General features: G+C 67.4%; 21 protein-coding genes. 9 read left to right on the top strand and 12 right to left on the bottom strand.

The genetic code is table 11. The features are described 5' to 3' along the window. The first annotated feature begins 175 nt into the window (after positions 1-175). From ABD104_RS19750 to ABD104_RS19740, 3 genes are all read left to right on the top strand, one after another. On the top strand, positions 176-1,132 hold the full coding sequence (locus tag ABD104_RS19750; RefSeq protein ID WP_087836608.1) for a 3-keto-5-aminohexanoate cleavage protein: 957 nt from the start codon (positions 176-178) through the stop codon (positions 1,130-1,132). Between the two features lie 41 nt (positions 1,133-1,173). Continuing rightward, the gene (locus ABD104_RS19745) at positions 1,174-2,157 is read left to right on the top strand and encodes a Bug family tripartite tricarboxylate transporter substrate binding protein (RefSeq protein ID WP_243724690.1); all 984 of its coding nucleotides are present in this window, start codon (positions 1,174-1,176) and stop codon (positions 2,155-2,157) included. Positions 2,158-2,251: 94 nt separating this feature from the next. Further along, on the top strand, positions 2,252-3,640 hold the full coding sequence (locus ABD104_RS19740) for an APC family permease (protein WP_132980661.1): 1,389 nt from the start codon (positions 2,252-2,254) through the stop codon (positions 3,638-3,640). Positions 3,641-3,644: 4 nt separating this feature from the next. Here ABD104_RS19740 and kdgD read toward each other — a convergent pair whose 3' ends face one another. The 3 genes from kdgD to ABD104_RS19725 all read right to left on the bottom strand — a co-directional run bounded on the left by kdgD (position 3,645) and on the right by ABD104_RS19725 (position 5,980). Then, positions 3,645-4,556, bottom strand: coding sequence for a 5-dehydro-4-deoxyglucarate dehydratase (kdgD, locus tag ABD104_RS19735; RefSeq protein ID WP_343928059.1), 912 nt, complete (start codon positions 4,554-4,556; stop codon positions 3,645-3,647). A 111-nt stretch (positions 4,557-4,667) separates the two neighbouring features. Further along, a complete protein-coding gene (locus ABD104_RS19730) occupies positions 4,668-5,402 on the bottom strand; it encodes a FadR/GntR family transcriptional regulator (protein ID WP_132980663.1) in 735 nt (244 codons plus the stop codon). Positions 5,403-5,482: 80 nt separating this feature from the next. Continuing rightward, a complete protein-coding gene (locus ABD104_RS19725; protein ID WP_087836604.1) occupies positions 5,483-5,980 on the bottom strand; it encodes a DinB family protein in 498 nt (165 codons plus the stop codon). 271 nt (positions 5,981-6,251) lie between these two features. Here ABD104_RS19725 and ABD104_RS19720 point away from each other — a divergent pair, with 271 nt between their 5' ends. After that, complete coding sequence (locus tag ABD104_RS19720; RefSeq protein ID WP_243724699.1) at positions 6,252-7,940, top strand: sensor domain-containing diguanylate cyclase; 1,689 nt, start codon at positions 6,252-6,254, stop codon at positions 7,938-7,940. A 14-nt stretch (positions 7,941-7,954) separates the two neighbouring features. Here ABD104_RS19720 and ABD104_RS19715 read toward each other — a convergent pair whose 3' ends face one another. Both ABD104_RS19715 and ABD104_RS19710 read right to left on the bottom strand, forming a co-directional pair. Beyond that, complete coding sequence (locus ABD104_RS19715; protein ID WP_165963357.1) at positions 7,955-9,082, bottom strand: GGDEF domain-containing protein; 1,128 nt, start codon at positions 9,080-9,082, stop codon at positions 7,955-7,957. Positions 9,083-9,252: 170 nt separating this feature from the next. Next, entirely contained in the window at positions 9,253-10,788 is a 1,536-nt protein-coding gene (locus tag ABD104_RS19710) for a YifB family Mg chelatase-like AAA ATPase (RefSeq protein WP_132980665.1), read from the bottom strand. A gap of 116 nt (positions 10,789-10,904) precedes the next feature. Here ABD104_RS19710 and ABD104_RS19705 point away from each other — a divergent pair, with 116 nt between their 5' ends. Next, complete coding sequence (locus ABD104_RS19705; RefSeq protein ID WP_243724692.1) at positions 10,905-11,558, top strand: alpha/beta hydrolase; 654 nt, start codon at positions 10,905-10,907, stop codon at positions 11,556-11,558. Between the two features lie 4 nt (positions 11,559-11,562). On the opposite strand, the gene ABD104_RS19700 is transcribed toward ABD104_RS19705, so the two are convergent. The 3 genes from ABD104_RS19700 to ABD104_RS19690 are packed head-to-tail and all read right to left on the bottom strand — an operon-like array spanning position 11,563 to position 14,198. Next, the gene (locus ABD104_RS19700; RefSeq protein ID WP_343928058.1) at positions 11,563-12,408 is read right to left on the bottom strand and encodes a DMT family transporter; all 846 of its coding nucleotides are present in this window, start codon (positions 12,406-12,408) and stop codon (positions 11,563-11,565) included. 9 nt (positions 12,409-12,417) lie between these two features. Then, the gene (locus tag ABD104_RS19695; protein WP_243724693.1) at positions 12,418-13,188 is read right to left on the bottom strand and encodes an SDR family NAD(P)-dependent oxidoreductase; all 771 of its coding nucleotides are present in this window, start codon (positions 13,186-13,188) and stop codon (positions 12,418-12,420) included. Between the two features lie 32 nt (positions 13,189-13,220). Continuing rightward, positions 13,221-14,198, bottom strand: coding sequence for a Bug family tripartite tricarboxylate transporter substrate binding protein (locus ABD104_RS19690; RefSeq protein WP_132980666.1), 978 nt, complete (start codon positions 14,196-14,198; stop codon positions 13,221-13,223). 98 nt (positions 14,199-14,296) lie between these two features. On the opposite strand from ABD104_RS19690, the gene ABD104_RS19685 reads away from it, so the two are divergent. Beyond that, positions 14,297-15,250 (top strand): LysR family transcriptional regulator, encoded by a 954-nt coding sequence (locus tag ABD104_RS19685; protein ID WP_343928057.1) that lies wholly within the window; start codon positions 14,297-14,299, stop codon positions 15,248-15,250. Here ABD104_RS19685 and ABD104_RS19680 read toward each other — a convergent pair. Next, positions 15,247-16,185, bottom strand: a complete 939-nt coding sequence (locus ABD104_RS19680; RefSeq protein WP_165963358.1) for a LysR family transcriptional regulator — start codon at positions 16,183-16,185, stop codon at positions 15,247-15,249. The genes ABD104_RS19685 and ABD104_RS19680 overlap by 4 nt on opposite strands. A gap of 84 nt (positions 16,186-16,269) precedes the next feature. Here ABD104_RS19680 and ABD104_RS19675 point away from each other — a divergent pair, with 84 nt between their 5' ends. Genes ABD104_RS19675 through ABD104_RS19665 form a run of 3 tightly spaced genes read left to right on the top strand, consistent with a single transcriptional unit; the run spans position 16,270 to position 18,783 of the window. Further along, a complete protein-coding gene (locus tag ABD104_RS19675) occupies positions 16,270-17,247 on the top strand; it encodes a Bug family tripartite tricarboxylate transporter substrate binding protein (protein WP_087836595.1) in 978 nt (325 codons plus the stop codon). Between the two features lie 13 nt (positions 17,248-17,260). Next, entirely contained in the window at positions 17,261-18,292 is a 1,032-nt protein-coding gene (locus tag ABD104_RS19670) for a Rieske 2Fe-2S domain-containing protein (RefSeq protein WP_343928056.1), read from the top strand. Between the two features lie 59 nt (positions 18,293-18,351). Then, positions 18,352-18,783 carry a MarR family winged helix-turn-helix transcriptional regulator gene (locus ABD104_RS19665; protein WP_132980669.1) on the top strand — a complete coding sequence of 144 codons (432 nt, stop codon included), beginning with the start codon at positions 18,352-18,354 and terminating at the stop codon, positions 18,781-18,783. 34 nt (positions 18,784-18,817) lie between these two features. Here ABD104_RS19665 and ABD104_RS19660 read toward each other — a convergent pair whose 3' ends face one another. The 3 genes from ABD104_RS19660 to ABD104_RS19650 are packed head-to-tail and all read right to left on the bottom strand — an operon-like array spanning position 18,818 to position 21,755. After that, a complete protein-coding gene (locus ABD104_RS19660; protein ID WP_087836594.1) occupies positions 18,818-19,804 on the bottom strand; it encodes a Bug family tripartite tricarboxylate transporter substrate binding protein in 987 nt (328 codons plus the stop codon). A gap of 26 nt (positions 19,805-19,830) precedes the next feature. Then, positions 19,831-20,967, bottom strand: a complete 1,137-nt coding sequence (locus tag ABD104_RS19655; RefSeq protein WP_087836593.1) for an LLM class flavin-dependent oxidoreductase — start codon at positions 20,965-20,967, stop codon at positions 19,831-19,833. After that, the gene (locus ABD104_RS19650; RefSeq protein WP_207958700.1) at positions 20,964-21,755 is read right to left on the bottom strand and encodes an alpha/beta fold hydrolase; all 792 of its coding nucleotides are present in this window, start codon (positions 21,753-21,755) and stop codon (positions 20,964-20,966) included. The genes ABD104_RS19655 and ABD104_RS19650 overlap by 4 nt, the downstream gene beginning before the upstream one ends. Positions 21,756-21,777: the final 22 nt, after the last annotated feature.

Here is a 21,777-nt window from a genome sequence, read left to right as displayed (position 1 = left end):
CGGTTTCCTGGCCGGCTGCCGGCGTCTGCCGCAATGATGCCTGCAAACCCGGCGCAATGAAAAACGCCGTTGTCGAAACAGGCGGTATTTTCCCTAGGGGCCTTGTCTTTTGATCCGTGTCGTGAATTAATTCGATCTAGAACGAATTAATTCACGACACGGATCGGAGGCTGTCATGCAGGAACGTTTGCCGTTGTGGGAGGCCGCGCGCCGGGAGATGGAGGAGTACCGCTTTGTTGCGGACGCCAGTGTCCAGCCTCGGTGGGATATTCCCGCCACGATCGCCATCAACACCGCGGTGGCGGCGCGCCTGGACGAGGGGGCGGGCCATTCGTCCATCCAGCACTATGTCGATGCCGCGTCCGACGTCATCGAGGCCGGCGCCTGCGGCGTGCATCTGGACTTTACGTGGGTGGTGGACGAGCGGGGCCGGCGGTTGGATCGGGACATTCCACCGGTCGAAGCCTACTCGCTCGTGCTCGATCCGCTGCGTCGGCGCTTTGGCACCGACTTCGTCCCCAATCTGAACATCCTGAACGGCGAATCCTTCGACGTATGCGTCAGTCCGGCCCGCGCGGGGTTGGCCGAGGTCGCGCCATGCGCCTCGGGACATCCGGATGCCTTCATGATTCCCGCCGTCCAGGCCTTGGAGGAACATGGCGTCAAACCGGAAATCGCCATTCATAGTTCGGGCGAGATCGAGCTGGCCAAGCGCAAGCTGATCGACACGGGCATTCTGAAGAAGCCGTACAACTGGATCGTGCTGTACGGCTTGCCCTTCGACGTGGGCAGGACGCTCATTTCCGGCACCTGGGTAAGCGACGCGCAGGACATGAGCCGACATCTGTTCCTGATGGTTGACCAGATCCGCAAGATCGACCCGGATAGCGTCATCACCGTATGTGCCGCGGGGCGCGCGTCGCTCTACATGACCACGCTGGCCACGATGATGGGACTGCACATCCGTGTCGGCACCGAGGACACGCCGTGGAAACACCCGCATCGCGACGAGCGGCTAAAGAGCAATCTGGAGATGTTCGGCATGGCTCGCGACATCGCGGGACTGCTGGGCCGCACGCCGGCTTCTGCCAACCAATACCGGGCGCTCGTCGGGCTGCCCGCCAAGCCATGAACAGTCGGCGGCCAAGGCGGCCGCCTCCCAGGAGGCATCCCATGAAAACCATGTTGTCCAGCCTGTCCGTCGCCGGCCTGGCGTGCGCGCTGTCGGCGCCGGGCCTCGCACTGTCGCAGGAAGCTTATCCCGCCAAACCCATTCATCTCGTGGTTCCGTTCCCGGCCGGTAGTGGCGGCGACGTGCAGGGACGCCTGCTGGGAACCATGCTACAGAAGGAGCTGGGGCAGACGGTCGTGGTAGAGAACCGGCCGGGCGCGGGCGGCAATATCGGCGCGCAGTACGTGGCGCGTGCGGCAGCCGACGGCTATACCTTGCTGTATGGCACCAACGGCACCCACGCTATCAACAAGTCCCTCTACGGCGCCGCTACGGGCTTTGATCCGGTCAAGGATTTCGCCGCCATCGCGCAATTCACCAAACTGCCCCTGATCGTCGTGGTGCGCTCCGATTTCCCCGCCACCACCATGCCCGAGCTGCTCCGTCTCCTGAAGGACAACCCCGGCAAGTATGTCTACGGCTCGGGCGGCAATGGCACCACGTCGCACTTGGCCGCCGAGATGCTGGCGGCCAAGGCGGGCATCAGGATGGTGCACGTGCCGTACAACGGCAACGCGGCATCGCTCAAGGACCTGATGGGCGGACAAATATCGCTGATGATCGATGTCATGCCCATTCCCCTGCCCATGGTCAGGAACGGCCGGTTGCGCGGCCTGGCCGTCAGCAGTCCGGTGCGTTCGCCCCAGGTACCGGAGCTTCCCACCCTGGCCGAGAGCGGAGTCGCGGACTTCAGCGTCATGGCCTGGGACGGCCTGTGGGCGCCCGCCGGCACCTCGGTCGCCATCGTCGATCGCCTGAACGCAGCGGTGAACCGTGCCCTGGCCACGCCGGAGATTCGGCAGACGCTGAATGAGCGCGCGGTCGAGGCGGCCGGTGGGTCTCCCGCCGAATTCCGCACCCACGTAGAAGCGGAACTGCAAGCCTGGGGAGATGCGGTGCGGCGGTCCAACGCCAGGGTAGATTGAGCCGGGCCGAGACATTCGGTTGCATGAGCAACACACGCACGGAATGCGTGCCCACTAGAATCGATCCATCGGCATACCCGCGAAGAGGCTCACGATGGCGGCAGCGCAAGAGGGCGGCACTCCCCTGAAACGCGTGATGGGGCCCAAGTTGTTGCTACTGTTCATCGTGGGGGACATCCTGGGCACCGGCGTCTATGCCCTGACCGGCCAGGTGGCCGGCGAAGTGGGCGGGGCGGCCTGGGCGCCCTTCCTGGCCGCCTTCCTGATCGCGCTGCTTACCGCCTTCTCGTATCTCGAACTCGTCACGAAGTATCCCCGCGCGGCGGGCGCCGCGCTGTACGTACACAAGGCCTTCGGCCTGCACTTCCTGACCTTCATCATCTGCTTCACCGTGATGTGCTCGGGCCTGACCTCGGCCTCGACCGCTTCGCAGGCCTTCGCCGCCAACCTGCTCGTGTCCCTGGGCATCGACGCCAGTCCCACGCTGACCACGCTGGGCGCGGTGGGTTTCATGCTGCTGGTCATGTGCGTCAACCTGCGCGGCGTGTCCGAAAGCGTCAAGACCAACGTGGTGCTGACCCTGGTCGAACTGAGCGGCCTGCTGCTGGTGATACTGCTGGGTTTCTATGCGATCGCGGGCGGGCAGGCCGACTTCTCGCGCGTGGTGGCCTTCGATACGCCCGAGGACAAGAGTGTCTTCCTGGCCATCACCTCGGCCACCGCGCTGGCCTTCTACGCCATGGTGGGCTTCGAGGACTCGGTCAACATGGCCGAGGAAACCCACGACCCCAACCGCATCTTCCCCAAGGTGCTGTTGACCGGGCTGGGGCTGACGGCCACCATCTACGTGCTGGTGTCCATCTGCGCCGTGGCGTTGATACCCGTGGGCGAGCTGGCCTCCAGCTCCACGCCGCTGGTGCTGGTGGTCAAGCGCGCCGCGCCCGGCCTGCCCATGGAAGTGATCATGCCCGTCATCTCCATGTTCGCGGTCGCCAACTCGGCGCTGATCAACATGATGATGGCCAGCCGCCTGTTGTACGGCATGTCGCGCCAGGGCGTGCTGCCTTCCTTTCTTTCGCACGTGCACGCGCGCACGCAGACGCCGTGGACCGCCATCCTGTTCACCACCGTGCTGGCGGTGGGGTTGATCGTGCTGGTGTCCGCGGCCAGCGACTCCGAGGCCATCCGCGCGCTGGGCGGCACCACGGCCCTGCTGCTGCTGGGCGTGTTCGCGTTCGTCAACGTCGCGGTGCTGCTGCTGCGCGGCGACCGCGTCGGGCATCCGCATTTCCGCACCTGGACGCCGCTGGCCGTGCTGGGAGCGGTGGTGTGCCTGTTCATGGTCACGCCCTTCACCGGCCGCGATCCCATCCAGTACGAGGTGGCGGGATGGCTGCTGGCGCTGGGCGTGGTGATGTGGGGCGTGACCTACCTGGCGCGGCGCAGGGAAGCGGCGCGCCTGGATCCGGAAAGCCTGGGCTGACCGCCTACTGCCCGCCCACCTTCTCGATCAGCGCTGCCAGGCGCTGCATCTCGTCCTGGTCCAGGTCGGTCAGCGGCGCGCGGACCGGGCCCGCGTCGTGGCCGACCAGGCGGGCGCCGGCCTTGACGATGCTGACCGCGTAGCCGGCGCGGCGGTTGCGGATTTCCAGGTAGGGCAGGAAGAACTCGTCCAGCAGGCGGCCGATGGTCTGCGCGTCGTCCTTGGCCACGGCCTGGTAGAACGCCATCGCGGTCTTGGGAATGAAGTTGAAGACGGCCGACGAATACACGGGCACGCCCAGCGCCTTGTAGGCCGCCGCGTAGACTTCCGCGGTCGGCAGCCCGCCCAGGTAGGCGAAGCGGTCGCCCAGGCCGCGGCGCACGCGCACCATGGCCTCGATGTCGCCCATGCCGTCCTTGAAGCCGATCAGGTTGGGGCAGCGGTCCGCCAGGCGCGACAGCGCCGCCGGCCCCAGCCGCGAGTTGGCGCGGTTGTAGAAGATCACGCCTATGTCCAGCGACTTGCAGACCTCTTCCACGTGGGCCTCGATGCCGGCTTCGCTGGCCTCGGTCAGGTAATGGGGCATCAGGAGGACGCCCTTGGCGCCCAGGCGCTGCGCTTCCTGCGCATAGGCGATGGCCGTGCGGGTGGGGCCGCCGGCGCCCGCCAGGATGGGAACGCGCTTCTCGCACACGTCCACCGCCGTCTTCACCACCGCCGAATAATCGGCCGGCGTCAGCGAAAAGAATTCGCCCGTGCCGCCCGCGGCGAACAGCGCGCTCGCCCCGTAGGGGGCCAGCCATTCCAGTCGGGCGGCGTAGCCCTTGGGCGCGAAATCGCCGTTCTGGTCGAAATCGGTGACGGGAAACGAGAGCAATCCCTGGGAAATCGTGGCCTTCAGTTCTTGAGGAGTCATGGCGGCATCCGGTGATGAAAGGGGCGGCAAGTGATATGTCGTCAGTCATCGTACAACTTAAACCGAGGGAAGGCAATGGTGGCCTGACATCGGTGGACGCTCGCGGAGACGCTAGGTGGCCGGGTTCTCGTCGCCCTGGCCGGCGGCATAGGCCTGCCGCAGCTTTTCCTGGCTTCGGGCCAGATGGGCACGCATCGCGGCATGCGCGGCGTCCGGGTCCTGGCGGGCGATGGCCTCGTAGATGGCCTGGTGCTCGCGATGTACCCGCGCCAGGTAGGCCCGCCGGTCATCGCGCGCCAGTTCCGCGGTATCGACCCGCGTCCGGGGAATGATGGTGGCCCCCATCTGCGCCAGGATCTCGTGGAAATAGCGGTTGCCGGTGGCGATGGCCACCTGCTGGTGGAAGGCCAGGTCCGCCGCGACGGTGTCGCCGCCCGGCTCGATCTGCGCCTCGAAGGCCGCCAGCGCGCGGCGTAGTTCGGCCAAGTCTTGTTCGGTGCGCCGCTCGGCGGCCAGGCGGGCGGCTTCGGTCTCGACCGTGATGCGCAGTTCCAGCACCGCCATCACGTCCAGCATCGTGACCGCGTCCCGGGCATCGAGCCGCAGCGGCGCCACCGGCGGCTCCAGCAGGAAGGTGCCGATGCCGTGCCGGGTCTCGACCATGCGCGCAGCCTGCAGGCGCGAGATCGCCTCGCGCACCACCGTGCGGCTGACGCCGTACTCCTGCATGATCTCGGCTTCCGTCGGCAGCTTGTCGCCGGGCTTCCACATCTTGCCGTGGATTTTCTCGGACATGAGCTGCACGAGTTCTTCGGACAGACTTCGTGTGCGGCCTATGGAACGCATGCGCTGTGGATCTTCCCTGCACGGATTGAGGACCGGACGCGGCGGGCGGCCGGCAAGCGTGCATGGTACTACCGGTTTGCTCACCCTTCGGTCAGGTAGACCGACAGATCGGTTTCCGGAGGATTGACGCCGGCATCGAAGAACATCTCACAGACCCAGCCGCGGTGGTACGTCTTGTGGTTGACGATGTGCAGGAACATTCCGCCCCGGGCCATCTCGGCCGCCTGTCCCGATACGAAATTGAACTTCAACCGCTCGCCCAGGCTGTCCGGGGTCTGGCTGGCGGCCCAGTCGATGTACCACTGGTTGACCTTCAACTGCTCCACCACGAGGGTGTCCAGGTCGGGATGCAGCAGATCGCGGCGGGTCGAGAAGCCGTGTTTTTCCCCCAGCAGGTGGGCGCGCCAGATCAGGTCCACCTGGTAGTTGTGGTTCAACGTCCCGATCATCGATCCGAACAGCGTCTGGCGGCGTTGCGTGACCGCGCCTTCGGGCAGTGCCCGCATCGCTTTGAAAAGTACCTGGTCCGCCCAGTTGCCGTAGTTCGCCAGCATGGTGGCCGTTTCTGTCGTGAGCATGTCGCGAGTTCCTTGACGTTCCTGACTGACGGCAGGATATCAAGGTGAAACCGCGAACTAGCCCTATTTCCCCTGGCGATTCGGGCCCATTCTGGCGCGGGCAGTTTGCTAAACTGCCGCGTTTAGCAGCCCAGCGCCCTGCCGCCCTGCTTCCGGCCTATCGGGCGACTGCTCTGCCAAGCTGATATCGGACGCGCTTGACTGCATCGAAATCTTGTTGCGCTGTCGAGGCGTTATGGCGTGGGGTCGCTTTCGAAAGTGTGTCTTGGCGGTGTCGCTGCTCATGGCGATACTGGCGTACCTTGGCGCAGTGCCGGCCATCGCGGCCGATTTCGCCGACATTCGCAGCGCTTGCTGGGCATCCGGCGGATTGTCGGATGACCTCGTCGCGATGGCCAGGTCGGACGAGCGATGGTCCTGTGCCGATCGAGAATTTTCCATCGATGCGGAGCGGGCGCTGCTTCGTTTCGATCTTGGCCCGGACGGCCCCCTTCCCCGGTATTTTCTCTCGCGGCGCAGCGCACTCGAGGCGGTGCATCTGCTTGCGATCGACCAGGACGGCACGGTCCGGCAAAGCACCATTCCCGCCGCCGCCCTGTCCAGTTCGATGGTCGGCGGGTACTTCAAGGCTTCCCTGCCCGAGGTAACGCGCGTGACGAAGCAGATCGTCGTCGCCATTGACCTGCCCAGCCACCGGATGACGCTGGAGAAAGCCTATCTGGCGTCCGAGGATGCCGCGGGCGACGGCGCCGGTGCCTCGCGGCTCCTGGTCATCGTTTCCGCGCTTGCGGGCATGCTCGTCATGCCGCTGATCTTCAATGCGGCGTTCTATCAGGTACTGCGCAAACCGTTCGTGCTCTGGCATTCGGCGCTCACGCTGTCGCTGCTGATGACCCTGCTGGTCTCGTCGAACATCTCGGTCGTGCTGTTCGATCCGCCCGCGATGACGCTGAGCTGGATGACGACGGTGATCTTCGGAGCAACCGTCGCTTCCGGCACGATGTTCACCTACAGCTTCATCGAGTCCGGACTGATGCATCCCGTTCTTCGGCGCATGCTGCCGTATTGCGCGGTGTGGGCAATATTCCTGAGTGCATTGCACGCGGCGTTCCCGTTCGTTGCGCGGCCCGTGCAATCGAGTGCCTACACGGCGGCGTTCGCGCCGATCCTTATCGTTTTCATCCTGTCGATGATCGACGCGCTGCGCCGTGGAAGCCGTGCCGCGAAGTTCCAGACAGTCGGATACACGCCCATGGTGTTCGTCGGGCTGACCCGCCTGGTGACGGGGGTGACGCCCTGGTTCCACAGCGCTGACGCCATGCTCATGTTCTACGCGGGTTGCCTGTGTGAAGTCCTCTTCACGACGCTTGGCGTGGCGGACCGCTTCATGACGATGAAGCGAGAGCGGGATCGTGCGCGCACCGAAGCCTATCTGCTTGAACGGCTTTCCGAAACCGACCCCTTGACGGGATTGTTCAACCGGCGGGCGATCGAAAGACAGTTCGCGCGGCTTCGAGTCGAAGGCTTCGACACGCTGGCCGTCATCGATCTCGATCATTTCAAGGCGATCAATGACTTGAACGGGCATGCGGTCGGAGACGCGGTGCTCAAGGCCGTGGCCAGCGCCATCGAGGCCGGTCCGGACGTTGTGGCCTATCGCCTTGGCGGCGAAGAGTTCGTGCTTTTCCTGCGTGGCGAGGATGCCGGTATCGAGGCCGAGCGGCGGCGACAGGCGATCCCCGCAATCGTTGCCGATAGGGTTCCGGGGCTCGGACGACCCGTTACCGCCAGCATGGGCGTGGCGAGGGCCTTGGACGATGAAGGCTTCGTGAAGCTCTATGAACGGGCCGACAAGCTGCTTTACGAAGCCAAGAGCGCGGGGCGTAATCGAACCCGGACTGCCGTCAGGTCAATAGCCGCGTCCGGAACTCTTCGGGGCGAACGAGCGACGCTTGCATAGCGAAGGCGCCGCGCCTATCGAATGCAGTCCCGCCCGTCGTTCTTCGCCTGGTACAGGGAGCGGTCGGCACGCTCCATCAGGGCCAGGAGGTTGTCGCCCGCACGAGCGACGGCGATCCCGAAGCTCGCGGTGGGGTGGCAGGCGTGCGCGAAGATGCCAGGTGCCGCGGCCTTGAACGCGGACCGGGCGGTATCGGCCATGGCGTGGGCCGCAGCGGCCAGTCCCGGCGGCAGCAGGACCGCGAATTCCTCGCCGCCTATGCGTCCCACGACGGCGTCGCGCGGCGCCTTGTCCTTCAGGATGTCGGAAAAGGCCCGGATGACCTTGTCGCCGTCCAGGTGCCCGAAGCGGTCGTTGATGGCCTTGAAGTGATCCAGGTCGGTCAGGATGAGGGCGGCGGGCGCGCTGCCGGTCTGTCGAGCCAGCAGGGGCATGGCGCGCGATTCGAAGCCGCGGCGGTTGAACAGGCCGGACAGCATGTCGATCTGGGCTTCGGCCTTGAACCGGTCCATCACGTCGACGGCGATGACCGCGAAAATGGCTGCCGCCAGTGTCGAGCAGATCAGCGTGTCGGAGATCGACACCACGATCCAGTAGACGGCTTCGGACTGCGCGGGGCCGATCCAGGAAATCAGGAAGGTCAGGGGCCGTACGGCGAAGCTCAGGAGCGCGATGACGATCTGGGCGAACAGCAGTTGTTCGACCGGTGTCCGCTGGCGGCGCGTGGCCAGGTCGGCCAGCATCACGAAGCAGATCGAGGCCAGCCCCAGGTTGATGATGGCGGCCCGCATCGGCAGGTTGTCCTGTACCAGCAGAAAGAAGCCTCCGCCCACCAGCGATATCGCCGTCATGGCCGTCAGGCTGCCGTAGTGCGGCCGGATCCGCAGCCGCTTGGAAATCGCGATGGACAGCAGCATCGTTGCTATCAGGATCAGCGTATTGGCCGCCATGCGCAGTGCCAGCATGTCCAGCGCGAAGGCGGCATACAGGCTGCCGAAGGACAGGATTCTTACCGCGTACGAGCCTACGAGGATGGCGATATAGCCCAGTTCGCGCTGGTAGTACCAAAGGGCCAGCAAGCTTGCGCCGAAGATCGCCGACATGGAGGTATTCAGCACCCCGATGACGAATTCAACGCTCATGCCGCACCGGTCGGGGTGGGGCGTATCGGATCTCGTCGGGCAGAAGGACAGGCGGTCATAGGGGGATGAGCAACCCGGGCGCATGTTTGAGCGACCGTGATTGTAGGGGCCATCGAGGAGGATGGTCGATACGGAATGGTCGATTGTTGATGGACCCGGCGTGGCCGTGCCTATCGTTCCCTCAATGGCCGTCGGAACTGCACCGCCTCGGCCATGTGCGGGCTGCCGATCTCGGCCGCGCCCGCCAGGTCTGCCACCGTCCGCGCCACCTTCAATACCCGGTGCGCCGTGCGCGCCGACCACGCGAACTGCTTCATGGCCTGTTTCCACAAGGCTCGGGCGGCGGCATCGGGACGGCAGTAGGCGTCGACCTGCCCCGGTGCGAGGGCCGCGTTGGCGCAGCCCTGCCGGCGATGCTGCAGGTCCAGGGCGGTCTCGACTCGCTGGCGCACGGCGGCGGTGGGTTCGCCGGGAGGCAGGTCGGCCCAGTCGTCGCCGGCGGCGGGGACCTCGACCTGGAGATCGATGCGATCGAGCAGCGGGCCGGACAGCCGTGCCCGGTAGGCGGCCACCTGGTCGGGCGTGCAGGCGCAGGCCTTCACGTTGCTGCCGTGCCAGCCGCACCGGCAGGGGTTCATCGCGGCCACCAGCTGGAAGCGCGCCGGATAGTCGGTGCGGTGCTGGGCGCGTGCGATGGAGACGCGGCCGGTTTCCAGCGGTTCGCGCAGGGTATCGAGCACGTGCCGGCCGAACTCGGGCAGTTCGTCCAGGAACAGCACGCCCAGGTGGGCGAAGGTGATTTCCCCGGGCCGGGGCCGAGTGCCTCCGCCCACCAGCGCGGCACCCGATACCGAATGGTGCGGCGCGCGGAACGGCCGCAGGCCGAAGGGGGGCGCGGGGCCGGGCGCAAGACTGGCGATGGCGGCGGCTTCCAGCGCGTCGTCATGCCGCAGCGGAGGGAGCAGGCCGGGCAGGCGCTGCGCGAGCATGCTCTTGCCCGAACCCGGCGGCCCCAGCATCAGCAGGTTGTGGCCGCCGGCCGCCGCGACCTCCAGGGCCCGGCGTGCGCCGTACTGGCCCTTGACGTCGGACAGGCAGGGCGGCAGGCCGGCGGCGGCATCGGCGTGGCCGGCCGTGGCGGTCAGCACCTGTTTTTCCTCCAGGTGCGCCACGACATCGCGCAGCGTGGCGGCGCCGTAGACCCGCAGTCCCGGCACCCGCGCCGCCTGTCCGGCGCTGCCGGCGGGCAGCAGCAGTTCGGCGCCCGGCTGGCGCCGCGACAACGACAGGGCAATGGCCAGGGCACCCGCGACGGGCACCAGCGCGCCGGTCAGCGACAGTTCGCCGGCCAGCACCAGCCGGGCCAGCGGCGGGACGGCGTCCCGCGCGCGAACGCGGCCGGCCAGCGAGGGCATGGCGATCTGCCCGGATGCCAGCAGCACGCCCACCGCGATGGGCAGGTCGAAGCGCCCGGATTCCTTGGGCAGGTCGGCGGGCGCCAGGTTGACGGTCAGCCGGCCCGCCGGGAAGTCGAAGCCGGAACTGAGCAGCGCGGCACGCACGCGCTCGCGGCTTTCGCGCACCTCGGTATCGGCCAGGCCGACCATGGTGAAGGAAGGCAGGCCCGGCGCCAGGTGGACCTCGACGCGCACCGGCGGCGCGTCGATGCCGGTCAGGGCGCAGCTGGCAAGGACGGCAAGAGTCATGGCGGCAGGGGGAAAGGAAAGCCGCAGTATCCGTCCAAACGCGGCGCGCCCGGCGGCCGGGCGGGACAAAGGTGTCCCAGCGAAGCCACCCGCCATGACCGCGTATGATTCCCACCATGAAACCACTCGATCTGACCCAGAGCGGCAGCGCGTTGCTGGACGGTCCGGCGGGAGACCTGGAGGTCGTGTTCGACCTGCCCGGCGGCGCCGTGACCGGTCTCGCGGTTGTCACTCATCCTCATCCGCTGCAGGGCGGGAACGCCCGGCACAAGATTCCCCAGTTCCTGGCGCGGGCGCTGTGCGACGCGGGCTGGCTGGTCGCCCGGCCCAATTTCCGTGGCGTGGGACACAGTACCGGTCCGCATGGCGAAGGCGAGGGCGAGACCGACGACGTGCTGGCGCTATGCCACGCGCTGCGCGACGCTCGTCCCGGCACGCGGCTGGCGCTGGTCGGGTTTTCCTTCGGCGCGTTCGTGCAGGCCCGGGTGGCGCGGGCCTTGGCCGATCGCGGCGATCCGGCCTGGCGCGTGTGCCTGGCCGGGATGCCGGCTGGCGACATCCCGGGAAGGCGCCGCTACGATCCGCCCGCGGACGTTCCGGATGCGATGGTGGTCCACGGCGAACTGGACGACCGTGTTCCTTTGCCGCTGGTATTCGACTGGGCGCGGCCTCGCATGCAGCCGGTGGTCGTGGTGCCGGGCGCCGACCATTTCTTCTCGGGGCGGCTGCCGGTGCTGCGTTCGCTGGTGATGGCGCACCTGGCTGGCTGAGCGGTCAGGTGCGGCGCTGCGTGATGGCCACCCCCGCGATGCAGAGGAACATGCCGCCCACCAGCGTGACGGTCAGCGGTTCGTCCAGGAAGATGGTGGCGGTGATGACGGCGAATGCCGTCTGCAGCAGGCCATACGGCGCGACCCGCGCCATCGAATAGCGGCCGATCAGCCAGAACCAGAGTCCGAAGCCGGCGATGCCTCCCAGGAGCACGGTGTAGGCCAGCGCCAGCCAGGCCGAGCCGGGGGCGGATCGCAGCGCGTCGATCTGGCCGGTTTCCATCGCCAGCGACATGACGAAAATCTGCGGCAGTGCGAGGGTGGACATCCAGGCGACCAGCATGAACGGATCGAAGGGGCCGTAGCGCTTCGTCAGCACGCCGCCCATGGCCAGGCCGAAGGCCGCGCCGACGAACATGAGCGTGGGCAGCAGCGCGACCTGCGCGCCGGGATCGACGGTGGCCAGGGCCACGCCCCCGAACGCGATGGCCACGCCCAGCAGGACGCGCAGCGGCGGACGTTCGCCCAGCAGCGGCCAGGCCAGCAGCACCGTGAACGGCGTCGCCAGCTGGATGGCCACGCCGGCCAGGCTGGCCTGACCTTGCCCCAGTCCCATGAAGATCAGCGAGAAGTTCAGGCCGCCCATGAAGATGGAGATCAGGATGACAGGCCACACCTGGTCGCGCCGTGGCCGGGGCACGAAGGGAAGCAGGATGGCCGAGAGGATGGCGAAGCGCAGCGACACGAAGAACAGCGGCGGGAACGCCGCGAGGCCGATCTTGATGACGACGAGTTGGGCGCCCCAGATCAGCGGGGCGAGGATGGCGCAGGCAATGGCAACGGGAGGCATGGACGGAATCTACTGGGCGAGGTAGCCGCCGTCCACCGGAAGGATGTGCCCCGTGATCATCGAGGCGGCGGGGCTGGCCAGGAACAGCATGGCCTCGGCCACGTCCTCGGGTTCGGCCAGCCTTCCCAGCGGAGTCAGGGCATCGATGCGCGTACGGACGTCGGCCGAGAGTTCGCCGATGAACGAGGTGCGGGTCCAGGTCGGCGCCACGGCGTTGACCCGAATCCGGCGCGGCGCCCACTCGATCGCCAGCGACCGCGTCATGTTGACCACCGCGCCCTTGGCGGTATGGTAGGCCGCGTTGGGATACAGGCTTCCGCCGGACAGCCCCATGATGGATGCGGTGTTGACGATGCAGCCACCCGCCGCGCCCATGTTGCGCACCGCTTCCCGCGCGCACAGGAAGGCGCCGGTCACGTTGACGTCCAGGACCTGCCTCCACATCTCCAGCTCCAGTTCCAGGGCGCCCTTGCGGATCGAGATGCCGGCGTTGTTGATCAGGATGCCGATGGGGCCGTGATGCGCGCGGATGGAAGCGAACACGGGGCCGATACCGCCCGCATCCTGGACATCCAGTTCCCGGGCGTCGCCGTCGCCCAGCGCCTGCGCGGCGGCCCGGGCGGCGGGGCCGTCGCGGTCGACGATCACCACTCGGGCTCCCGCTTCGCGCAGCAGTCCGGCGCATGCGAGGCCGATGCCGTGGGCGCCGCCGGTCACGACGGCAAGCTGGCCTTGCACCCGGTATCGATCCATCGTTCCCGGCCTTGGCTTCGATTGCATGAAAAGCTTCCTCTTCTGGTTGCGCGTGGCGGTCAGTCGTCCAGCCGCAGGCCGGCCTGCTTGATGACGGCGCCCCAGGCGTCCGTGTCGCGCTGGATGCGGGCGGCGAACTGCCCGGGATCGAGGTCCGGGTTCTCGTAGCCCAGCAGCCGGTAGCGTTCGACGATCTGCGGCGACTTCAGGACGGCGGCGACGTCGTCGCTGATGCGCTGCTTGATCGCCTCGGGCGTGCCGGGCGGCGCGAACAGGCCGACCCAGGCCTGCACGTCGTACCCCTTCGTGTCCGGGCTTTCGTCCACCGAAGGCACCTGCGGATGGATGGGCGAGCGCGTGGGCGCGGCGATCGCGAGATAGCGCAGCTTGCCCGCCTTCTCCAACGGTCCAGCGCTGGCGTCGCTGCCCAGCGTCCACCCGACTTCCCCGGCGGCGACGGCGGCCATCAACTGGCCCATGTCCTTGAACGGCACGTGCAGCATCTCGATGCCTTTCAGCGATTGCAGCCGCAGTCCGCCCAGGTGTCCGGGACTGCCCACGAACCACGATCCATAGGTCACCCGGCCGGGTTGCTCCCTGGCGGCCCGGATGATGTCCCCCAGCGTCTTGTAGGGGCTGTTCGCGCCGACCACGACGAAGAACGCGGTATTCAGGATCGGCCGTATCGGTTCGAAGTCCTTTCGCGGGTCGTAGGGCAGCTTGCGGAAGGTGTGCGGATGCGTCGCGATGTGGCTGCTGTCCGGCGCGATCAGTTCGTAGCCGTCGGGCTTGGCCTGCTTGAACAGGCCGGTGGCGACGAAGCCGTTGCCGCCCGGGCGGTTGTCGACGAGCACGGGTTGTCCCCATTTCTTGCCGAGCTGCTCGGCGATGGCTCGCAGCGCGACGTCGGGGCCGCTGCCCACGGAAGAGGGGGTGAGGATGCGGACGGGCTTCGTGGGAAAGGACTGCGCGTTCGCCGCCGTGGCGGCCATGGAAAGAATGCCGGCTAGGACGGCCAGTCGTATGTGCAGGTTCATGGTATTGCCTCCCTTGGCGCTGCTACTCTAGGGGACGGGTACTCATTTGAGAAATTAAAAGATAAGATTTGTGATATCGAATCCGCTGATGACTGAACATGCGCCCGACGGCCCGGCCCCTGACCAGGCAGATCGACCTCAACCTGCTTGAGCTGTTCGATACCATCTACCAGACGCGCAACCTGACCGCCTGCGGGCAACGTCTGGGCCTGTCGCAGCCGGCGGTCAGCTACGGGCTGGCCAAGCTGCGCGAGACCTACGGCGACCCGCTGTTCGTGCGCATGCAGCGGGGCGTCGTGCCGACGCCCTTTGCCGAACAGCTGGCGATACCCGTCGCGTCCGCATTGCAAACCGTGCGGACCACCATAGAACGAACGGAGTTCAAGCCCCAGGATGCCCACCGCTCGTTCCGCATCGCCATGAGCGATGCCGGCGAGCGCTACTTCCTGCCCAAGCTGCTGGCCTACCTGGGCGAGCACGCGCCCGGCATCACGGTGGAAAGCCTCTCGGCGGACTTGCGGGAACTGGGCGAGGGCCTGGCCTCGGGCGACATCGACATGGCCATGGGTTTCATTCCCGGCCTGGGCAAGCAGATACACCAGCAGACGCTGTTTCCCGAGCACTTCGTCTACGTGCGGCGCAAAGACCGCGCCACGCAGGGAAAGCCCCTGACGCTGGGCCAGCTGCGCAACTTGCGCCACATCCTTGCCGCTCCGCCGGCGACGCATCACCTGGCGGCGGTCGAGGGCGTGCTGCTCAGCCGCGCGGTGCGCGCCGAGATCGCGCTGCGCGTGCGCAGCTTCCTGTCGGTGCTTCCCATCGTGGCCGACACCAACCTGATCGCGCCCGTGCCCAGCAACTTCGGCCGGCTGGCCGTGCGGGAATCCAACCTCGAAATCTGCGAATCCCCGGTGAAGTTTCCGGTGTTCGACCTGAACATGTACTGGCACCACCGCTATCACGCGGATCCCGCGCTGACCTGGCTGCGCGAGAGCCTGGTCGAACTGTTTGGAAACAAGGAAGGCAAGCGCGGCCGGAAAGGCACGGGCTAGCGTCGCGTCGCCCTGCCGAACAGGGATACGATGCCGTTCCTCAGCCAGCGGTGGCCCGGGTCGTTGTTCCAGCGCTTGTGCCAGAACTGCCGGATCGCCAGCGGCTCCAGCTTGAAGGGCAGCGGCAGGGCCGCCAGCCGGTTGGGCCCGGCCAGTTCCGCCGCCACCGAGGTCGACACCACCGCCAGGAAAGGGCTGTCGCGCAGGATCATGGGCACCGACAGATAGTGCTGGACCTCGGCCACGACCTTGCGCCGGCCGGCATGCTCGCCCAGGGCCTTGACGACGAACCGGTCGCCCATCGCCGGCGCGCGGATCACCACGTGCGGCAGCGACAGGAAGGCCTCCAGCGTCAGCCGCTTGCGCGCGACCGGGTTGCCGGCGCAGGCCAGGCAGACCAGGGTCTCGTCCTTGAGCCGCTGCTGCACGAAGTCCCGTTCGCCCAGCGGCAGCATGCCCAGGGCCAGGTCGGCGCCGCCGGTCTCGAGTTCGGCGCCGTACCGGTCGCGCGGCGCCTGCCGGCAGCTCAGGCGCACGCCAGGGGCATGTTCGTGCACCCAGGCCGTCAGCCGCGGCATGAACATCAGTTCGCCCACGTCCGTCATCAACAGCCGGAACTCCCGCATGGTCGTCCGCGCATCGAAGCCGCGCGATTCCTCCAGCGCATCGCGGATCAATCCCAGCGCGTTGCCTACCGGCGTGGCCAGCGCGATGGCCAGGCTGGTCGGCTCCATGCCCTGGCGCGTGCGCACGAACAACTGGTCGTTCAACTGCTGGCGCAGGCGATTGACGGCCGCGCTGGTGGCCGATTGGGTCAGGCCCAGCCGCGATCCGGCCAGGGTGATGCTGCGTTCCTGCATCACGGCCATGAAGACCCGCAGCAGGTTCAAGTCCAGCCGGCCCGCCAGAACATCTACATCATCAATAGTGGCCATGATGAGAATTTGTTTGAGCAATTCTGGCCGTATCAATAGCATGTTTTCTCACCCGATAGAAGCCGACAAGAAGGGGTTGGAGACATGTGGAGACGAAGCATGGTGTATGCGGCGTGCGCGGCCGCCTGTTCGAGCGCGCTGTCCGGCCCGGTGCGCGCCGACGAATTTCCGTCGCGGCCGGTATCGATCTACGTGGCCAATGCGCCGGGCAGCCAGGCCGACCTGCTGGGCCGGATCCTGGCGCAGGGCATGGCCGCGCGCCTGGGGCAAAGCGTCATCGTCGAGAACCGGGTGGGCGCCAGCGGATTCATCGCGGCGCGGGCCACGGCACAGGCAGCGGCCGACGGCTATACGGTCATGCTGGGCAGCTCGGGCGTGATGGCCATCAACCCGCACGTGTATGCCAGCGTTCCCTACGATGCCAGGAAGGATTTCGCGGCAGTGGCCTACGTGGCGTCCTCGCCCAGCGTCTTCCTGGTGTCGGCCGAGACCCCGGCCGGCAACCTGCGCGACTTCACCGCGGCCGCGGCGGAGACCGGGCGGCCGATCAACTTCGGGTCGCTGGGAACGGGGGCGACGACCAACATCGTGTCGCAGCTCTTCGGGCACGCGGCCTCGCTGCCGGTAACCGAGATCGCCTACAAGAGCGAGCCCGCCATCGTCAACGACCTGGTCGCCGGCCGTCTCGATTTCTCGATCTTGCCCATCGCGTCGACCATTACCTATATCCGCTCGGGCAAGCTCAAGGCACTGGCTGTGACGGCGAAGAAGCGGACGGACTTCCTGGCCGAGCTGCCCACCACCATCGAAGCGGGCTACGCGCCGGTGCAGATGACGCAATGGTTCGGCCTGTTCGCGCCGGCCGCCACGCCCGGGCCGGCGGTGGACAAGCTGGCCGCCGCGGCCCAGGCCACGCTGGCCGATCCCGACACCCGGCGGCGCATCGCCCAGCTGGGGGTCGAGCCCGGCGGGCTGGACCGGACGGCCTTCCTGCGCTTCTTTACCTCGCAGTACGAGGAATACGGGACGATCGTCAGGCAATTGGGCATCAAGGTCGATTGACACGGAGCCGTGCATGTTCTTGCGCAATACCTGGTACATGGCGGGATGGTCGAGCGAGATCGAGGGCCGCATGCTGGCCCGGCGCATCGCCGATACGCCGCTGGTGTTCTATCGAAGGCAGGACGGCCGCCCGGCCGCCCTGCATGACCGGTGCCCCCATCGCTTCGCGCCATTGAGCCGGGGCCGTGTGGACGGCGACGTCGTCGAATGCGGCTATCACGGACTGCGGTTCGACGGTGGCGGCAAATGCGTGGGCAATCCGCACGGCGACGGCAGGATTCCCCAGGCGGCCGAGGTACGGGCCTTTCCCGCCGTCGAGAAATACACGCTGCTATGGGTGTGGCTGGGCGAGCCGTCGCTGGCCGACCCGTCCATCATTCCGGACTTCTCCTTCCTGGACGATCCGGCGCGGCGGCGCGTGGACGGCTATCTGCACGTGCGGGCCAATTACCTGTTGGAGACCGACAACCTGCTCGACCTGAGCCACACCCAGTTCGTGCATGCCAACTTCCATGCCAGCGAGGCCATCCTGAAGGGCCGGCACGAGGTCAGGCAGGATGGGCGCACCGTGCACAGCAACCTGTGGTGTCCGGACGGCGAGGCCTCGCCCATGTTCGCCAAGCGCCTGCCCGGCTACGATGGCCGCTCGCCGGTGGACCAATGGCTGGACATGCGCTGGGACCCGCCCTGCCTGCTGCGCCTGGACACGGGCGTCACGCCCGCCGGGCGGCCCAGGGACGAAGGAGGGCAGAGCTTCACCGCCCACATCGTGACGCCGGAGACCGAAACGTCCACGCACTACTTCTTTGCCCACAGTCGCAACTTCCGCGTGGCCGACGAAGAGATGGACCAGGCCATCGCGCACTGGCAGCAGGTGGGCTTCGGCGAGCAGGACAAGCCCATGCTGGAGGCGGTCCAGCAGGCCATGGGCACGGCCGACCTGATGAGCCTGAAGCCCATCCTGCTGCCCATCGACACGGCGGCGGTGCGGGCCAGGCGGGTGGTCAGGCAGTTGCTGGAGGAGGAGGCGGGCGGCGCCCGCTAGGGGAAGGAAGGGCGCGGACTTGTGCTAACTTTCCCGCTCCGCCGCCCCTTTCCCCGCTTATGAACATACGCACGCAAAGCCTCGGTTTCGTCGTCGGCACGCTGAACCGGCGCATCGTCTGGCGCCTGGCGCAATTGACCGGCCCGCACGGGGTGATGCCCGGGCAGTTCCCGGTGCTGCGCTGCCTGCGCGACGTGCAGGTCTCGACGCAGATGGAACTGGCGCGCATGGTCGGCGTCGAGCAGCCCTCCATGGCTGCCACGCTGACCCGCATGGAGAAGAACGGCCTGATCGCGCGCGTATCGGACGAGCAGGACGCGCGCCGCCGGCTGGTGTCGTTGACGGAGCGGGGCAAGGAAATGCTGACCCTGATGACCGACTCGGCGATGGAGGTCTACAAGGATGCGTGCGAGGACCTGACGCCGGACGAGGTGGCGGAGTTCCTGCGGATAGGCGCGAAGATGATCGAGAACCTGGAAGAGGAAAAGTAGGGCGGCCGGCGCCGCCCCTCGCAAGCGCAGCGCGTTATTGCAGCTTGATTCCCGCCTCGCTCACCACCCGTTTCCACTTCGCCGATTCTTCCTGCAGGAAGCGCTGCAGTTCCGCCGGCGTGCTGCCTGCCACTTCCAGGCCCTGCGTCTGCGCGCGGGCACGCAGCTCGGGCAGCGCCAGCGCGGTCTTCATCTCCGCGCTGAGTTTTTCCACGATGGCCTGGGGCGTGCCCTTGGGCGCGAAGATGCCTACCCAGGTGTCGGCCGCGAAGCCGGGCACGCCGGCCTCGGCCACTGTGGGGACATCCGGCAGCGCGGGCGAGCGCCTGGTGCCGGTGGTGGCCAGTGCCTTCAGCTTGCCCGAGGCGATCAGCGGGATGGAGGCGGTCAGGTCCATGAAGCCCAGCGGCACGCGCCCGCCGATGATGTCCTGCAGGGCCTCGGGCGTGCCCTTGTACGGCACGTTGCGCATGTCCAGGCCGGCGGCCTGGCGGAACAGTTCGGCCGCCAGGTGGTGGCTGGTGCCCACGCCGTTGGTGGCGTAGGTCAGCATGCCGGGCCTGGCCTTGGCCTGTTCGATCAGTTGTTTGATGCTGCCGATGCCGGCCTGCGGATCGGCCACGACGACGACCGGCGCGCGCGCCACCATCGAGACGGCCACGAAGTCCTTGGCGGGATCGTAGTCCAGCGTGTAGAGATTGGGATTGATGGCCATGGCGCCGGTCACGCCCACCAGCAGGTTGTAGCCGTCCGCCGGCGCCTTGGCGATGTAGCGGGTGGCGACGTTGCCGGCCGCGCCGGGCCGGTTCTCGATCAGGAAGGGCTGGTGCAACTGGGCCTGGAGCCGTTCGGCCATGCTGCGCGTGATGGTGTCGGCCGAGCCGCCGGGCGGGAAGGGCAGCGCCAGCTTGACCGGCCGCTCGGGGTAGCCGGCCGCGGTGTCGGCCACGGCGGCGGGGGCGAGCAGGATGCCCGCCAGGGCAAGCCAGGGCGCGAGGGTGCGCGATAGCGTGTAAGCCATGTATCTGTCTCCTCCTTGTTGGCCGATCAGGCGGCGTCTTTGAAGTGCGGGATGATTTCCTGCGCGATGGCCTGCATGTTGGCGCGGACCATGCTATCGGGCATGGTGCCGAACTGGGTCTTGGTCAGCGTGGTGCCGAAGCCCGCCAGCTCTTCGTACTCGGCCAGTTTCTCGCGCACGGTGGCAGGGCTGCCGATGATGACCAGCCCGGATTTCACCAGGTCTTCCACCGACTGAGGCTTGGCGCCGACCGCGCGCGTGGACTTGATGCGCTTCATCGCCTCGATGTTGGTGTAGCCCGGCGGCAGCAGCATCTCCATGGGCATCTTCAAGAGGCGGGTCATCAGGGCCTCCAGGTGCGGCCTGGCCTCGGCCATGGCGCGCTCGTCGGTCTCGGCCACGTAGATGCAGTTGGACCAGGCAAGCTGGTCGCGGCCCGCTTCGTAGCCGGCCTTGCGCGCTTCCTCGCGGTACATGTCGAAGAATTTCTTCACCGTGGCGATGGGGCTCAGGGTCTGGCAGTAGGTGTAGCGCAGCCCCGCCGCCCAGCGGATGGTGCTGCTGGAGCCCTGCGAAGGCACCCAGATGGGCGGGTGCGGGTCCTGGTAGGGCCGGGGCCAGGGATTCACGTACTGGAACTGGTAGTGCTTGCCGGTGTACGAGAAGGGGCCGGGCTGGGTCCACGCGCGGACGATCAGGTCGTGGGCCTCGGCGAAGCGCGCCTGCGATTCGGCCGGATTGATGCCCATGGCGTGGTATTCGGCGCCGATGCCGCGCACGAAGCCGGCGATGAAGCGGCCGCGCGTCAGGTTGTCCAGCATGGCGAATTCTTCGGCCACCATCAGCGGGTTGTTCAGGAGCGGCAGCGCGCGGCCCAGCACGGCGATGCGCGCGCGCTTGACGCTGCGCGCCAGGGCGCCGGCCAGCACGCCGGGAATGGGCATCAGGCCGTAGGCCGTCTGGTGGTGCTCGTTCAGGCAGACGCCGTCGAAGCCCAGCTGGTCGGCGTACTCCATCTGGTCCAGGTATTCGTGGTACAGCTCGGCGCCCAGCCGGGGATCGTAGTGGCGATTGGAGAAGGTCACCCACGCCGAACCGTTCTTCTGGATCGCTTCCAGGTCCGCATGGCGATAGGGCATCAGGTGGAAATTGAAGAACTTCATGCGGGGCTCCCGGTCGAGGCGGTGAATCGTGTCAGCGCGGCCACGGTCTCGGCCGTGCGCTCCAGGTGGGGCGCGTGGCCGCAGTCACCCATCTCGGCCAGCGTGGCGCGGGCGATGCGGTCGCGCCACGCGCGGCCATACTCGGCGGGCAGGATGCGGTCGTTGGCGCCCCACACCACCAGCGTGGGCACGGCGATGCGGTGCAGCCACTTGGCCAGGTCGGGATCGTGGCCGCGCGGCTGCCAGGTCAGGCGCGCGGTGACTTCCTTGTTGCGCACGGCCACGTCCAGCTCTTCCTCGGTAAGCGCGCGTTCCAGCACGCGCGCGGCCCGGGCGGGGTCGTGGTAGGTGTCGCGCACGAGATCATCGTCGGTGCGCAGGAAGACGTCGGTGGTGGGCACGTCGGGTACGTGGATGCCCTGGGCCGAGATCAGGGTGAGCGAGGCCAGCGCGTGGCTGTTACGCACCGCCAGCTCGGCCGCGATCCAGCCGCCCAGGTCGTAGCCCACCAGGTGCACGCCGCGCAGCTTCTGCTGGTCCAGGTAGTCCAGGTAGAAATTGGCCAGGTCGCGGACGTTGTCCAGCCAGGCGGGTACGGCGCTGCCCCCGTAGCCGGGGTGCTCGGGGGCGTGGCAGTCGTAATGTTCGGCCAGCGCCGGCAGCCAGGCCTGCGATTCGGCCAGCCCGCCGGGGCCGTGCAGGAACAAGAGCGGCTGGCCTTGGCCGGCGCGCGCGACGCTCAGCGCGGTATCGCGTATGCGCAGGGTGGACGCATCCATGGCGGTCATGATGTCTCCTAGGTGGAAAAGG

Origin of the sequence: Pigmentiphaga daeguensis, from assembly GCF_039523035.1 — a bacterium.
GTDB classification, from domain to species: domain Bacteria; phylum Pseudomonadota; class Gammaproteobacteria; order Burkholderiales; family Burkholderiaceae_B; genus Pigmentiphaga; species Pigmentiphaga daeguensis.
This window is presented reverse-complemented; position numbering and strand designations above follow the sequence as displayed.

What these genes read in the sequence shown, in the direction of transcription:
- ABD104_RS19750 (WP_087836608.1), top strand. Translation starts at nt 176, where the DNA reads ATGCAGGAACGTTTGCCGTTGTGGGAGGCCGCGCGCCGGGAGATGGAG.
- ABD104_RS19745 (WP_243724690.1), top strand. Translation starts at nt 1,174, where the DNA reads ATGAAAACCATGTTGTCCAGCCTGTCCGTCGCCGGCCTGGCGTGCGCG.
- ABD104_RS19740 (WP_132980661.1), top strand. Translation starts at nt 2,252, where the DNA reads ATGGCGGCAGCGCAAGAGGGCGGCACTCCCCTGAAACGCGTGATGGGG.
- kdgD (WP_343928059.1), bottom strand. Translation starts at nt 4,556, where the DNA reads ATGACTCCTCAAGAACTGAAGGCCACGATTTCCCAGGGATTGCTCTCG.
- ABD104_RS19730 (WP_132980663.1), bottom strand. Translation starts at nt 5,402, where the DNA reads ATGCGTTCCATAGGCCGCACACGAAGTCTGTCCGAAGAACTCGTGCAG.
- ABD104_RS19725 (WP_087836604.1), bottom strand. Translation starts at nt 5,980, where the DNA reads ATGCTCACGACAGAAACGGCCACCATGCTGGCGAACTACGGCAACTGG.
- ABD104_RS19715 (WP_165963357.1), bottom strand. Translation starts at nt 9,082, where the DNA reads ATGAGCGTTGAATTCGTCATCGGGGTGCTGAATACCTCCATGTCGGCG.
- ABD104_RS19710 (WP_132980665.1), bottom strand. Translation starts at nt 10,788, where the DNA reads ATGACTCTTGCCGTCCTTGCCAGCTGCGCCCTGACCGGCATCGACGCG.
- ABD104_RS19705 (WP_243724692.1), top strand. Translation starts at nt 10,905, where the DNA reads ATGAAACCACTCGATCTGACCCAGAGCGGCAGCGCGTTGCTGGACGGT.
- ABD104_RS19700 (WP_343928058.1), bottom strand. Translation starts at nt 12,408, where the DNA reads ATGCCTCCCGTTGCCATTGCCTGCGCCATCCTCGCCCCGCTGATCTGG.
- ABD104_RS19695 (WP_243724693.1), bottom strand. Translation starts at nt 13,188, where the DNA reads ATGCAATCGAAGCCAAGGCCGGGAACGATGGATCGATACCGGGTGCAA.
- ABD104_RS19690 (WP_132980666.1), bottom strand. Translation starts at nt 14,198, where the DNA reads ATGAACCTGCACATACGACTGGCCGTCCTAGCCGGCATTCTTTCCATG.
- ABD104_RS19685 (WP_343928057.1), top strand. Translation starts at nt 14,297, where the DNA reads ATGCGCCCGACGGCCCGGCCCCTGACCAGGCAGATCGACCTCAACCTG.
- ABD104_RS19680 (WP_165963358.1), bottom strand. Translation starts at nt 16,185, where the DNA reads ATGGCCACTATTGATGATGTAGATGTTCTGGCGGGCCGGCTGGACTTG.
- ABD104_RS19675 (WP_087836595.1), top strand. Translation starts at nt 16,270, where the DNA reads ATGTGGAGACGAAGCATGGTGTATGCGGCGTGCGCGGCCGCCTGTTCG.
- ABD104_RS19670 (WP_343928056.1), top strand. Translation starts at nt 17,261, where the DNA reads ATGTTCTTGCGCAATACCTGGTACATGGCGGGATGGTCGAGCGAGATC.
- ABD104_RS19665 (WP_132980669.1), top strand. Translation starts at nt 18,352, where the DNA reads ATGAACATACGCACGCAAAGCCTCGGTTTCGTCGTCGGCACGCTGAAC.
- ABD104_RS19660 (WP_087836594.1), bottom strand. Translation starts at nt 19,804, where the DNA reads ATGGCTTACACGCTATCGCGCACCCTCGCGCCCTGGCTTGCCCTGGCG.
- ABD104_RS19655 (WP_087836593.1), bottom strand. Translation starts at nt 20,967, where the DNA reads ATGAAGTTCTTCAATTTCCACCTGATGCCCTATCGCCATGCGGACCTG.
- ABD104_RS19650 (WP_207958700.1), bottom strand. Translation starts at nt 21,755, where the DNA reads ATGACCGCCATGGATGCGTCCACCCTGCGCATACGCGATACCGCGCTG.